At 48.4% G+C, this 12,597-nt stretch carries 14 protein-coding genes; 7 read left to right on the top strand and 7 right to left on the bottom strand.

All coding sequences use genetic code 11. The features are described from left to right. The first annotated feature begins 49 nt into the window (after positions 1-49). Positions 50-2,428, top strand: a complete 2,379-nt coding sequence (locus tag BST96_RS05530) for a Tex family protein (protein ID WP_085757743.1) — start codon at positions 50-52, stop codon at positions 2,426-2,428. A 37-nt stretch (positions 2,429-2,465) separates the two neighbouring features. Here BST96_RS05530 and BST96_RS05535 read toward each other — a convergent pair whose 3' ends face one another. After that, on the bottom strand, positions 2,466-3,074 hold the full coding sequence (locus tag BST96_RS05535) for a class I SAM-dependent methyltransferase (protein WP_206045406.1): 609 nt from the start codon (positions 3,072-3,074) through the stop codon (positions 2,466-2,468). 155 nt (positions 3,075-3,229) lie between these two features. Between BST96_RS05535 and BST96_RS05540 the strand changes: the two genes are divergently transcribed. Then, positions 3,230-3,706, top strand: coding sequence for a peroxiredoxin (locus BST96_RS05540; RefSeq protein ID WP_085757744.1), 477 nt, complete (start codon positions 3,230-3,232; stop codon positions 3,704-3,706). A gap of 50 nt (positions 3,707-3,756) precedes the next feature. On the opposite strand, the gene BST96_RS20920 is transcribed toward BST96_RS05540, so the two are convergent. From BST96_RS20920 to BST96_RS05555, 4 genes are read right to left on the bottom strand one after another with little or no spacing between them, the layout of a single operon-like run. After that, on the bottom strand, positions 3,757-3,984 hold the full coding sequence (locus tag BST96_RS20920; protein ID WP_240554898.1) for a hypothetical protein: 228 nt from the start codon (positions 3,982-3,984) through the stop codon (positions 3,757-3,759). A gap of 5 nt (positions 3,985-3,989) precedes the next feature. After that, on the bottom strand, positions 3,990-5,495 hold the full coding sequence (locus BST96_RS05545; RefSeq protein ID WP_240554899.1) for a bifunctional protein-serine/threonine kinase/phosphatase: 1,506 nt from the start codon (positions 5,493-5,495) through the stop codon (positions 3,990-3,992). Continuing rightward, positions 5,492-5,920: a VOC family protein gene (locus tag BST96_RS05550; protein WP_085757745.1), complete on the bottom strand. Its 429-nt coding sequence runs from the start codon at positions 5,918-5,920 to the stop codon at positions 5,492-5,494. The genes BST96_RS05545 and BST96_RS05550 overlap by 4 nt, the downstream gene beginning before the upstream one ends. A 43-nt stretch (positions 5,921-5,963) precedes the next feature. Beyond that, positions 5,964-6,389 (bottom strand): OsmC family protein, encoded by a 426-nt coding sequence (locus BST96_RS05555; RefSeq protein WP_085757746.1) that lies wholly within the window; start codon positions 6,387-6,389, stop codon positions 5,964-5,966. 212 nt (positions 6,390-6,601) lie between these two features. Between BST96_RS05555 and crp the strand changes: the two genes are divergently transcribed. Further along, entirely contained in the window at positions 6,602-7,237 is a 636-nt protein-coding gene (crp, locus tag BST96_RS05560) for a cAMP-activated global transcriptional regulator CRP (RefSeq protein WP_085757747.1), read from the top strand. 42 nt (positions 7,238-7,279) lie between these two features. On the opposite strand, the gene BST96_RS05565 is transcribed toward crp, so the two are convergent. Further along, the gene (locus BST96_RS05565) at positions 7,280-7,654 is read right to left on the bottom strand and encodes a DUF4870 domain-containing protein (RefSeq protein ID WP_085760481.1); all 375 of its coding nucleotides are present in this window, start codon (positions 7,652-7,654) and stop codon (positions 7,280-7,282) included. 235 nt (positions 7,655-7,889) lie between these two features. On the opposite strand from BST96_RS05565, the gene BST96_RS05570 reads away from it, so the two are divergent. Continuing rightward, the gene (locus BST96_RS05570; protein ID WP_085757748.1) at positions 7,890-9,041 is read left to right on the top strand and encodes an acyl-CoA dehydrogenase family protein; all 1,152 of its coding nucleotides are present in this window, start codon (positions 7,890-7,892) and stop codon (positions 9,039-9,041) included. Between the two features lie 230 nt (positions 9,042-9,271). Here the strand turns inward: BST96_RS05570 and BST96_RS05575 are convergent, their stop codons facing one another. Then, entirely contained in the window at positions 9,272-10,642 is a 1,371-nt protein-coding gene (locus BST96_RS05575; RefSeq protein WP_157117867.1) for an SLC13 family permease, read from the bottom strand. A 99-nt stretch (positions 10,643-10,741) separates the two neighbouring features. Here BST96_RS05575 and moaA point away from each other — a divergent pair, with 99 nt between their 5' ends. From moaA to BST96_RS05590, 3 genes are read left to right on the top strand one after another with little or no spacing between them, the layout of a single operon-like run. After that, positions 10,742-11,746, top strand: coding sequence for a GTP 3',8-cyclase MoaA (gene moaA, locus BST96_RS05580; RefSeq protein ID WP_085757750.1), 1,005 nt, complete (start codon positions 10,742-10,744; stop codon positions 11,744-11,746). An 18-nt stretch (positions 11,747-11,764) separates the two neighbouring features. Further along, positions 11,765-12,109, top strand: coding sequence for a hypothetical protein (locus BST96_RS05585; RefSeq protein ID WP_085757751.1), 345 nt, complete (start codon positions 11,765-11,767; stop codon positions 12,107-12,109). After that, complete coding sequence (locus BST96_RS05590; protein WP_085757752.1) at positions 12,102-12,593, top strand: cupin domain-containing protein; 492 nt, start codon at positions 12,102-12,104, stop codon at positions 12,591-12,593. The genes BST96_RS05585 and BST96_RS05590 overlap by 8 nt, the downstream gene beginning before the upstream one ends. Positions 12,594-12,597 lie beyond the last annotated feature (4 nt).

The raw sequence follows: 12,597 nt of genomic DNA on the forward strand, positions 1-12,597 counted from the left end.
TTTTTGCATAATAGCGATCCTGAAAAAAAGCGGTAGACGTATCTTCCTTATGAGCAGTACAACACAGCAAACCTCCCCCAGCACTTTAGTCAAAATTACCCGTTTAATCGCCGATGAACTTAAGGTACAACCCAAACAGGTGGATGCCGCCGTCGCCTTATTAGATGAAGGGGCAACGGTTCCGTTTATCTCCCGTTACCGTAAAGAAGTGACTGGCGGCCTGGATGATGCCGAAATGAGGCAGCTGGAAAACCGCCTGCACTATCTACGGGAACTGGAAGACCGGCGCGTAGCGATTTTAAAAAGTATTACTGAGCAGGACAAACTGACCCCGGAACTTGAACAGGATATTCTGGCAGCCGATACTAAAAACCGACTGGAAGATTTATACCTGCCCTATAAGCAAAAACGCAGAACCAAAGGCCAGATTGCCATTGAAGCTGGCTTGGAGCCACTGGCTGACGCGCTCTACCAGGACCCTAATTTAGAGCCAGAACAACAGGCCGCCCATTATATCGATGCTGACAAGGGCATTGCCGATAACAAAGCGGCCCTTGATGGTGCCAAATATATTTTGATGGAGCGCTTTAGCGAAAATGCGGACCTGTTAGCCAAATTACGTAACTTCCTGTGGCAAGAGGGGCAACTCTCCTCACGGATGGTCGAGGGCAAAGAGCAGGAAGGGGCTAAATTTAGCGACTACTTTGAGCACGACGAAGCCATTAATAAAACCCCTTCTCACCGCGCTCTGGCCATGTTCCGCGGCCGCAATGAAAGTATTTTAAATCTATCAATCGTGGTTGGAGACCCCGACGACAAAACAGCCACTCACCCCGGTGAGATAATGATTGCCGAACACTGGGATATAAAAGACCAACAACGCGCCGCCGATCGCTGGTTAAAAGAAGTGGTGCGCTGGACCTGGCGGATCAAATTGTATACCCATCTGGAAACTGACTTGATGGGGCAGCTGCGAGAAGCGGCGGAACAGGAAGCCATCAGTGTTTTTGCTGGCAACCTAAAAGACTTATTATTGGCAGCCCCCGCTGGCCCCAAAGCCACTATAGGCCTTGACCCGGGTTTGCGCACGGGCTGTAAAGTGGCCGTGGTTGACGGCAACGGCAAAGTACTGGACCACTGTGCTATTTACCCAACTCCGCCACAAAATAAAATTGCCGAAGCAGCAGCCACCCTGATCCGATTAGCCAAAGAACATCAGGTAGAACTGATTGCTATTGGCAACGGTACCGCCAGCCGCGAGACAGACCGTTTTGTCGGCGATATTATTTCGGCGCACCCGGAATTAAAACTTAAAAAAGTGATGGTTAATGAAGCGGGCGCCTCGATTTATTCAGCGTCGGAATATGCCTCAAAAGAATATCCGGATTTAGACGTTACTATCCGCGGTGCTATTTCTATTGCCCACCGCTTACAGGACCCCTTAGCCGAGTTAGTCAAAATAGAACCCAAATCTATCGGAGTTGGTCAGTATCAACACGATGTTAGCCAAACACAATTGGCACGCTCACTGGATGCCGTGGTCGAAGACTGTGTTAATAGTGTGGGGGTTGATGTGAATACCGCATCCAGTGCCCTGTTAAGCCGAGTCTCCGGTTTGAATCAAACCATTGCCCACAATATTGTTGAGCTAAGGGACCAGCAAGGCTCCTTTAAAAACCGCGAAGCCCTAAAATCTGTTAAACGGTTTGGCGATAAAACCTTTGAACAGGCGGCTGGTTTTTTACGCGTTATGGACGGCGACAATCCGCTGGATGCCTCGGCTGTGCACCCGGAAAGTTACTCCGTAGTGGAAAAAGTTGTCAGCCTTAATGACCGCAGTATTGCCAGCACCATTGGCGACAGCCGTTTTTTAAAAGCCTTAAACCCCGCCGACTTTACGGACGAACAATTTGGCCTCCCCACCGTTACCGATATTTTAGGCGAACTGGATAAACCGGGCCGCGACCCGCGCCCGGAATTTAAAACCGCAGAATTTAAAGACGGTGTGGAAAAACTCTCTGACCTGATCCCTGATATGATTCTGGAAGGCACAGTGACCAATGTGACTAACTTCGGAGCCTTTGTGGATATTGGTGTACATCAAGATGGGCTGGTGCATATCTCAGCCTTATCCGACACCTTTGTAAAAGACCCGAGAACCGTGGTTAAGGCCGGCGATATCGTCAAAGTTAAAGTGCTGGAAGTCGATATTCCCCGCAAGCGTATCGCCCTAACCCGACGCCTGACCGATAAAGCCGAACCCCAGCAAAAAGCCGACAGGGATAATCGCTCCCGCGGCAAAGCCAATAAAGCGCAGCACAATAATCAGCACAACACCCAGCGCAAAGATAAAAGTGGCAGCGGCAAGCAACAAGGTACCTTTGCCCAACTGTTTGCCGATGCGGGTAAAATAAAAACCAAAAGCTAAGCCTTGGTAAAAATAATCACATCCTGCCCAATATATTCTAATTGAGCCCCCACTGCCCGGCCAACCACTCAAAGGTTGGCTGGGAGAAAAAACCAATATGGGTAGGGTCATTTTTATAATGCCATTGAGCAAAGGCCTGCTGATCAATCACCATTTTTGTCATCAACGCTAAAATACCACCATGCTCCAACAGCGACCATAACTGCGACAAGACCTCACCGGGCGCAAACAAATGCTCGACCACCTCGGTGGCCGTAATAAAATCATAGCGGCGATCAAGCACTGTTTTATCCTGGTAATAAAAAATATCATAGACCGACACACTATACCCCTGTTCAGCCATCATGACGGATAAGGCCGGACCCGGACCACAACCAAAATCCAGACCATGGGCAGCCGGTTTAATACGCGCTTGCACTGGCAGTTGTACGCGGGATAAAAACTGCCTATAGCCAGCATCATCCACATCATTGTTATGCAGGTCATACTCGGCCTTCTCATCCTGAGCATTCAGGCGCTGAGCGGGATCAACAAATACCAGGTGGCAGTGTCCACATTGATAAAAATCCCGGCTTAGCTTTTTTGACCGCTGTTGGTAATACAGCTCTGTGCTATCACCAGAACATAATGGACATAGTAAGTTCACGTCTTCTCTCTTGTTATCAGCTAGCCATAAATAATACCCTTGCAAAGACTAGGGAGACAATAATAAAAGCTTATCTCTGTGTCTTTGCTATCGATTCTGCTAAGATCTGCCGTCTGAATTTTACCACTCCATCCTCACTCTTTAGGAGAATAACAATGACTGTACAAGTAGGCGACAAGCTTCCAGCAGGCAGCTTAAAAGTAATGGGCGCAGAAGGCCCTCAAGAAGTAACTACCAGCGAATTATTCGATGGCAAAAAAGTCGTTATGTTTGCGGTGCCAGGTGCTTTCACCCCAGGCTGCTCAATGACTCACCTGCCAGGCTTTGTGGTTAACGCCGACAAAATCAAAGCCAATGGTGTTGATAGCATTATTTGCCTGTCAGTTAACGATGCCTTTGTTATGGGCGCCTGGGGCAAAGCCCAGAATGCTGAAGAATTAATTATGGCTGCCGACGGCAGTGGCGACTATACCAAGGCATTAGGCCTGGAATTAGATGCCAGCGCTTTTGGTATGGGCCAGCGCAGCCAGCGTTATGCCATGATTGTTGATAATGGTGAAATCACCTATTTAGGGGTTGATGCCAAGGCGATCGAAGCCAGTGCAGCGGATGCTGTTTTAGCGGCTCTTTAAACAATGATCAGCGGGGAGGTCTTTACTTCCCTGCTGTTCTACCCACCGCCTTACAGCAAAAAGTATAAACTCAGCAATTGAGTCAGCAATAAAGTACCCGCCACCACCTTCCAAAATAATAACGGATCCCTGTCAGCCAAGGGCCGAAAACCCACTTCCAGATATTTCTCGTTCGGATGTTGTAACTCATAGACCAATTCAGAGATATCCTGATGGCGACGCTCCGGACTATAGCGCAATGATTTTTTCAGTGCGCCATCAATCCACACCGGCACCAAGGGATTTAATTGGTAGCTGGGGTATAACGGGTATTCAGAAAATCCTGCTGGCTACGGCATTGCTCAAACTTTTCACCAAAGGGTAATTTACCCGTTAACATCTCATAGCTAATCACCGCCAAGGAAAAAATATCTGACTGATAGCTTAAAGGCTTATGCAAAGTATGCTCTGGTGCAGAATAGCTGGCCGTACCCAGAGCAATATCTTTTTCTATCGGGCTATTAATTTCAGCAATGCCCGCCACCCAACAAGAACCAAAATCTATAATTTTTACCACCCCATCCCGGTCGATAATAATATTGTCGGGCTTAATATCCTGGTGCAAAGTTTCACGCCGATGAAAGGCTCGCAAACCTTTGCCAATTTGATCCACCAGATAAACCACTTCCTGTACTGCGGGTTTGGGGTTTTCTTTAATCCATTGGCTTAGGGTTAAGCCATCAATATATTCGGTTAGATAATACAAGCAGCTTTTTGTGCGCTGATGCTCTACCACCTTAACCACATGACTATTATTAACCCGGCTACCGATCCAGCTTTCCATCACAAAGCGCTCAATATAGGCGGGGTCATCGGAAAAATTAACCGAGGGAGTTTTCATGCAATACTGCTGGCCGCTTTGCTGGTCCTTGACTAAATATAACTGGCTACGGGTGCTGGCATAAATTTCCCGCACAACTTCGTAGCCGTCAATCACCATGGCTGAGCTTAAAAAAGGCGGAAAAGGCAATGCGGTTAATTTTGATACGACATCATCAACCTGCTGGTCGGGTAATTTATCAATACGAAGAATCTGGCAGCTTAAGTTATCGTCACTGCCATTGGCCAAAGCGCTATCAATAATTTTCTGGCTGGCCTGCTCATAGTCACCCGCACAATCTATAATAAGTTGGATAATGGTTTTTTTGCCAATAAAATCATGCACACCATCCGTGGTCAAAATAAAGATATCACCCACTTCCAACTCCGCCTGCTGATAATCAACATCCAGATTAATATCCAGCCCCATGGCGCGAGTCAGATAAGATTGATGCTCTGAAATAGCGACGGCATGATCGCGGCTTAATTGTTCTAAGTCATCAGCACGCAAACGATAAACACGACTATCGCCCACATGAAAAATATGTGCGCCATGGGATTTAAAAATGACTGCACTTAAGGTGGTCAAATAGCCTTTGCGCTCATCGGCAAAACGCTGGCTCTGGCCATATAGCCAACGATTTAATGCTGTTAATACTTTTTGTGAAGAATTTTTTACCGTCCAGGAATCTGGTGTGGAATAGTAATCCGAGAGAAAATTTTGAATACAGGTCTCACTGGCTTCCCTGCCCGCCTCAGCCGCACTAACACCATCAGCAATTAATGCCACTGCCCCTTTAGTCGTCATCACCTCACTATCGGGAATACGAATACCAATAGAATCTTCGTTAACGGCCTTAATACCGGCACTGGTTGCCTGCCCCACACTGAGCTGAAGCAGGCTGTTTAAATGTAAGGCGGGCTGCTTCATTCAGGCTGGGCAGTGGCACGACTGATGGGCGGGTGGAAAATCATTTGTACTACGTTGCCATCTGGGTCCAGACAATAAAAACTGCGGGCACCATCGCGGTGGGTCTTGGGCGAACTTTTAATCCGCACACCATGCGCTTTTAGAAAATCATGCCACACATCGACCTGATCCATATCATCAATAATAAAACCGATATGATCGAGGCGCTGCACCGCAGGCGGTCGCTCGGCACCGGTAAAACGATGCAGCGCTAAATTATCATTACCTGAGGTGAGGTAGACATTATCAATATCCGGCTCCCACTCAATACGCATACCTAACAGCTTGGTATAAAAAATCACCGTCTCTTCAAAGCTTTCAACAAATAGCGCCACATGACGCAGACCTGCTGTGGGCTGGGGGCGATTACTTTCATCAACTGTCATAGAAATATCCTTATGCTAACGATTTAATGCGATGGGAGCAGAGTTACTCGGCCAGTTCAACCAACTCATAGCTGTGGCTGACTTCCACACCCGCAGCTTCCATCATAATAGAAGCCGAACAGTATTTCTCAGCGGATAAACTAACTGCACGTTTTACATGGGCTTCTTTTAGCTTGCGGCCACTAACAATAAACTTCAGGTGTATTTTGGTAAAGACCGCAGGCACCGCATCGGCGCGCTCAGCATCCAACTCGGCCACACAGCTTTCAACATCCTGACGGGATTTTTTCAACATGCTCAGCACATCGAAAGAGGCACAGCCTCCCATACCCATTAATAACATTTCCATTGGGCGAGGCCCCAAATCACGGCCTCCCAAATCCGGCGGCCCATCCATGACCACACGATGACCGGTCTCTGATTGCGCGGCAAAACTCACGCCGTCCACCCATTCAACTGTTGCTTTCATTCACTGATTCACTTCTTAAGGTCTGAGGTACCACCGCGGTACCGATAAGGGCAGCAAGCTTAGCACATCCCCGGTTAGTGCCAAATATGTAAACAGGCTCACAAATTCGCCCAGAACCTAGCGAAACTGAGCATTTGCGCCATAATGAATAGTCAGAAAACCGCTCTTTATAGATCGGCCAAACAATAACTGTTGAATATGAGGAAAGACCGTTGGTTAGCCTAGCTTTAAGCCCGCACATCGAGAATGTAGACGAATTTTTAAATCATTGTCATCGCCGCCGTTTTCCGGCCAAAAGTACCCTTATTTATGCCGGTGATACCAGTGATTCCCTGTATTACATTATTGAGGGCTCAGTCACCGTTATGATCGAGGACGATGATGGCAAGGAGATCATTGTTGCTTATTTAAACAAAGGCGATTTCTTCGGTGAAATGGGCCTGTTTGACGACCAACAGGAACGCAGTGCCTGGGTAAAAGCCAAAACCGCCTGCGAAGTGGCCGAGATCAGCTACGCCAAATTTCTTGAAGTGAGCAAAACCAACCCAGAATTTCTGTTTGCCGTCGGCACCCAGATGGCAAAAAGCCTGCGCGCAACCACCCGCAAAGTAGGCGATTTGGCCTTTTTGGATGTGACCGGCCGTGTTGCTCGCACCCTGTTAGACCTCTGTAAGCAGCCGGATGCCATGACCCACCCGGACGGTATGCAGATCAAGATCACTCGTCAGGAAATTGGTCGCATCGTCGGCTGTTCCCGGGAGATGGTAGGTCGAGTACTAAAAACTCTGGAAGAGCAGGGTTTGGTGGAAGCCAAGGGTAAAACCATGGTGGTCTTCGGTACCCGCTAGCCCTTATTGGCGGTGCCAGCGCCCTGCGGGCACCGCTCTATACTACTCATTATCCAATTTATCCGACGGATCAAAATCGTCGTCACTGCCTTTGTCCAATAGCTGATCAGCAAAATTAGCAATAATAGGCAGCCTTGGCGCATTACCCGCCAGCGACATAGCCATTAAAACCAACCACAGAATCAGCGATATCGGCGCCAGCACTACCATAATCAGTGGGCCCAGAGCGGGGATAATCGGTAAAAAGATATTTAATACGGTCAATGAGCCAAATAACACAATGGATTGTGCGCCATGGAAGCGGACCGCTGGGTCCTGCTTTTCAATAAAGAAGATCGCCAGGCCTGAAATCCAACCAAAAACATAGGCGAGGCATTTGGCGATATTATCCGGCAATCCCGTATAAGAATCGTTCATAGCTGTTCCTTTTTGCTGCTTGATAGCCTTGGGAGGCCATAGTTTACACTGCAAAACCGCCACCACTCCAGCCACAGAGGCCAACAAGGCCACAATCCCCCTCTAAGTCGGACTTTTTCCTCCCAAAGCGAGCTATTATCGCGGCAAAGTTTGGTACTTTCCCGATTTCTAAGGATAATAGTGGGCTAGCCGAAATAACGGCTGCCAAGCAATGACTACTGCTAAGGATGACACCATGAGCACAGATTACGACCAAAGCGAAGTTGAATTATTCCGTGAAAACGTGCAACGCTTTATTAATGAAGAAATACTGCCCCACTACGAAGGCTGGGAACAAGACAGCAAAATCCCCCGCGAGTTGTGGAACAAAATTGGGGAGGCAGGTTTTCTCTGTGTAGATGTCCCTGAAGAATACGGCGGTTTTGGCGCCCACTTTATTTTCTCTGCCACTATTGTCGAAGAATTTTCCCGCGCCGGCTGCGCCGCACTGGCCAGCAATATCAGCGTACACTCGGATATTGTTGCCCCCTATATTGCCAATGCGGGCACCGAGGCGCAAAAAGAAAAGTACCTACCCAAAATGGTTAGCGGCGAATGCATTGGCGCTATTGCCATGACTGAGCCCGGTGCCGGTTCTGACCTGCAAGGCATTCGCACCAGCGCCAAAGCCGATGGTGACGACTATATTATCAACGGTTCTAAAACCTTTATTACCAATGGCCAGCACTGCGATGTGGTTATCACTGTCGCCAGAACCAATATGGAAGTTTCCGGCTCCAGAGGGACCTCACTGTTTGCCGTAGACACCAGCAGCGAAGGCTTTAGCCGCGGCCGCAATCTTGAAAAAATTGGCCAGCATGCCGCCGATACCTCGGAATTATTTTTTGAAGATGTCAGAGTACCTGCCTCAGCCATTGTGGGCGGTCTCGATGCCGGCTTTAAAGTATTAATGACTGAACTGCCCCGTGAACGTTTAATTCTTGCGGTGGGCGCTATTGCCGCCTGTGAAGGTATGTTGGACTGGACGATTGAGTATACGCAGGACCGTAAAGCGTTTAAGCAGCCGATTAGCAGCTTCCAAAATACCCGTTTTAAAGTCGCGGAAATGAAAACCGATACCCGTGCCAATCGTGCCTTTACCAATGAATGTATTGAACTATTTGTTAACGGCAAGCTGGATGCAGAAACGGTCAGCATGTTGAAATTATCGACCACCGAACTGCAAGGCCGTGTTGCCGATGGCTGCTTACAATTATTTGGTGGCTATGGCTATATGACCGAGTACCCGATTGCCCGAGCGTTTGTTGATGCACGTATTCAACGCATCTACGGCGGCACGTCGGAAATTATGAAAGAAATTATCGGCCGCGCAATATTTGGCCGCTAGCCATTCACCATCATTCCCGCGAAAGCGGGAATACCCCGTAGGGTGGATTATAATCCACCAAGCCCTGCCATAAGCTATGCCTATACCGGTGGATTATAATCCACCCTACTCCAGCTGTTAGTAGAGTCTTGAAAACTCTTAATGGCTTAGAACACCGACGCTATAATAGGCTGGGGCCCATATAAGGCATTTTTCCCGGACGGTATGCGCCATCGCGAAAACAGCCCCTATCAAAGCAGCAAATAACATACCATAGCAACAACACCAGCACCCATCAGATTCAACGCAAAACCCTCCCGCGCCATCCTTTGGGTTGTTACAAAACCACTACCATAAACAATACTGTTAGGCGCCGTCGCCACCGGCAACATAAACGCACAACTGGCACTAATCGCAGCCGGTACCATTAATAAGCGCGGATCAATATCCGCCGCCAAGGCCGCGGCCGCCAACACCGGCATCAATAACACCGTGCTTGCAGTATTGCTGGTGGTTTCTGTCAGAAAAGTCACGCATAAACACAGTACCAACATCATGGTGATCACTGGCCAATAAGACAACACACTTAATGCCTGACCAATAACATCACTTAAGCCGGAGACAACAAAACCTTTTGCCAAACAAATGCCTCCACTAAATAACAACAAGACGCCCCAGGGGATGGTGGCAGCGGCCTCCCAATCCATTAACTTACCACCGCGACCATTGGGCATCATAAACATAATAATGACGGCTGTTAGGGCAACCGATGCATCGTTGGCATTGATCCCGAATAACTCTGACCAGCCACCAAAAGGTTCACGGCGAGTAATCCAGGCCAATGCGGTTAAACCAAATATAATCAACACCCTGCGCTCTTCTACCCGCCACTGCCCCACCACGGGCAAATGAAAACCGCCGCGATAACTGAGTGAACGCGTTAGCCATAAGCCGGCTAGCGGCACCATAATAGCCACCACGGGTACCGCCCAGCTCATCCACTCGGTAAAGCCAACGGTTTTACCCACCTGCTCCTCATAGACTTGCATAAAGACCAGATTAGGGGGCGTGCCGATCGGCGTACCCATACCACCAATACTGGCAGCATAAGCAACCCCCAGCATTAAAGGCGCGGCCAGAGCTTTATCCTCGGCCTTTTCCAGCACAGCCATGGCTACCGGTAATAGCATCAAGGTGGTGGCAGCATTGGAGATCCACATACTGAGCACGGCGGCAGTGGCCATAAAGCCAAACACCAGTTGTCGGCTACTGCTGCCACCAAATATATTAATCATACCCAGCGCAATACGGCGGTGTGCCCCGCTTCGCTCCATGGCTTTGGATAAAATAAAACCGCCCAGCAATAGTAAAATCAACGGGCTGCCGTAGGCTTGAGCAATTTCGTTTTTATCCAGTACCCCGGTCAGTTGCAGCAGGGCAAAGGGAATCATTGATGTCACGGGAATAGGAATAGGCTCAAAGACCCACCAGAGAATACACAGCAGCGTGATACCCGCGGTAATAGAAGCATCTGTAGATAGGCCTTGGCCTTGCAGAATAAACGTCACGACCAGAGCCAATAAAGGGCCTGCGATAAGCAGTCCATTTCTAAAGGTTGCCAAAGGGGCTTCTCCAAAATTATTATTAGCCGATATTTTGCCACGGCGGGAAACGAATAGAAAATAAAGCTTTTAGCCCCATACCGGTGTAATATCTCCCCCATGAATAATGCTGTAAAACCCACACTGATTGACCGGTTTAACCGCCAAGTTGACTATGTTCGACTGTCGGTGACTGACCGCTGTGACTTTCGCTGTGTTTACTGCATGGCGGAGGATATGACCTTTGCGCCCAGAGCCGAAATCCTGACGCTGGAAGAATTGGGCCTAATTGCCCAGGCCTTTGTTGAGCTGGGGGTAAAAAAAATTCGCCTAACGGGTGGTGAGCCTTTGGTCCGGCAGAATGTCATGTCACTGGTAGACCATATCGGCCAACTCGATGACCTGAATGAGTTGACCCTGACCACCAACGGATCACAACTAAGCAAGCAGTCTAAGGCACTCTATAATGGTGGCGTTAAACGGATCAATATCAGCATTGATAGTTTAAAACCGGAGCGGTTTAAGACCATCACCCGTACGGGCGATCTTGAAACCGTGTTACAAGGTATCGATGCCGCTATTGCCACTGGTTTTAAACGGATAAAACTGAATGCTGTTATTTTAAAAGGCCGCAATGAGGACGAAATTATTGACCTGGTGAATTTTGCCCGGGATAAAAACGTCGATATTTCTTTTATTGAAGAAATGCCTCTGGGCTTAATCGACGAGCATAACCGCGCTTTAAGTTTTTGTTCCAGCGATGAAATTCGTGAGACCGTTTCCGCCCATTATCCTCTCACCTCCAGCGATGAAACAACCGGCGGCCCTTCCCACTACTACACCATGGCCGATAGCGACTCGAGAATTGGTTTTATCTCGCCCCATAGCCATAACTTCTGCCATCTGTGTAACCGGGTTCGGGTTACCGTGGAAGGCCGCTTGCTACTCTGCCTTGGCAATGAACATTCTGCGGACTTAAGGGCGGTATTAAGAGCCAACCCTGGTGCGATAGAACCTCTCAAAGATGCAATTATCGCAGCCATGGACCTTAAACCTGAAAAACACCATTTTAACCTGGACGAAGAGCCGGATATTGTTCGCTTTATGAATATGACCGGAGGCTAATTTTGCGGAGCATTGTTGATGAGCAGCCCTACTAAAGCGGTTTTACTCTCTGGTTTGATTTTCCCCGGCGCAGGCCACCTCTACCTGAAGTCTTACCCCAAGGCGATTTCACTAGTACTGCTTGTTGTTATTTGCCTGGGCTTTTATATCGCAGAAGCGATCAAACAGTCGCAAACGGTTATCTCGCAGATCGATGCTTCAAACACACCGTTAAGCGAAGAAGAAATCACCGCACTGATTTACAAATCCGTTGAAAATACTGATACCACCATGATCGCAGCGGTATCCTTTACCCTGATTGGCTGCTGGGTGTTTGGCGTCATTGATAGTTACCGACTGGGCAAAAAATCCAACCATGGATAAACAACATCTTATCGCAGCGCTGCAACTGGAACCCCATACTGAGGGTGGCTACTACCGTAGGACCTATTGTTCCGAAAAAGCAGTAACGACTGCCAACGGTTCAGAAAGAGCGCTGCTGTCTTCTATTTATTATATGCTGTGCAGTGATAGCCCTATCGGTTTTTTCCATCGCAATCAATCCGATATTATTCACTACTGGCACAGTGGCTCAGCACTGACTTATTATCTGGTGGATCCTGAGGGCAATTTTTCCTCTCACCGATTAGGGCCAGATCTGGCCGCAGGTGACAGTTTTCAAATGACGGTGCCGGGGGGATACTGGAAAGCCACCTTGCTGGAAAACGGTGACTATGGATTATTATCGGAAGCGGTTGCACCGGGTTTTGATTATGCCGATATGACGTTGGCCAAACTCGAAGAATTACAACGGGACTTCCCCAAGCTTGCCGAAAAAATTGATCTAAAGCGCTTCTGCAAATTCTGATGGG

The organism is Oceanicoccus sagamiensis (assembly GCF_002117105.1).
Lineage (GTDB): Bacteria > Pseudomonadota > Gammaproteobacteria > Pseudomonadales > Dasaniaceae > Oceanicoccus > Oceanicoccus sagamiensis.

Coding starts and splice junctions, on each gene's coding strand:
- BST96_RS05590 (WP_085757752.1), top strand. CDS start 12,102: ATGGATAAACAACATCTTATCGCAGCGCTGCAACTGGAACCCCATACT.
- BST96_RS05555 (WP_085757746.1), bottom strand. CDS start 6,389: ATGAAAGCAACAGTTGAATGGGTGGACGGCGTGAGTTTTGCCGCGCAA.
- BST96_RS05540 (WP_085757744.1), top strand. CDS start 3,230: ATGACTGTACAAGTAGGCGACAAGCTTCCAGCAGGCAGCTTAAAAGTA.
- BST96_RS05530 (WP_085757743.1), top strand. CDS start 50: ATGAGCAGTACAACACAGCAAACCTCCCCCAGCACTTTAGTCAAAATT.
- BST96_RS05550 (WP_085757745.1), bottom strand. CDS start 5,920: ATGACAGTTGATGAAAGTAATCGCCCCCAGCCCACAGCAGGTCTGCGT.
- BST96_RS05545 (WP_240554899.1), bottom strand. CDS start 5,495: ATGAAGCAGCCCGCCTTACATTTAAACAGCCTGCTTCAGCTCAGTGTG.
- BST96_RS05585 (WP_085757751.1), top strand. CDS start 11,765: ATGAGCAGCCCTACTAAAGCGGTTTTACTCTCTGGTTTGATTTTCCCC.
- BST96_RS05570 (WP_085757748.1), top strand. CDS start 7,890: ATGAGCACAGATTACGACCAAAGCGAAGTTGAATTATTCCGTGAAAAC.
- BST96_RS05565 (WP_085760481.1), bottom strand. CDS start 7,654: ATGAACGATTCTTATACGGGATTGCCGGATAATATCGCCAAATGCCTC.
- moaA (WP_085757750.1), top strand. CDS start 10,742: ATGAATAATGCTGTAAAACCCACACTGATTGACCGGTTTAACCGCCAA.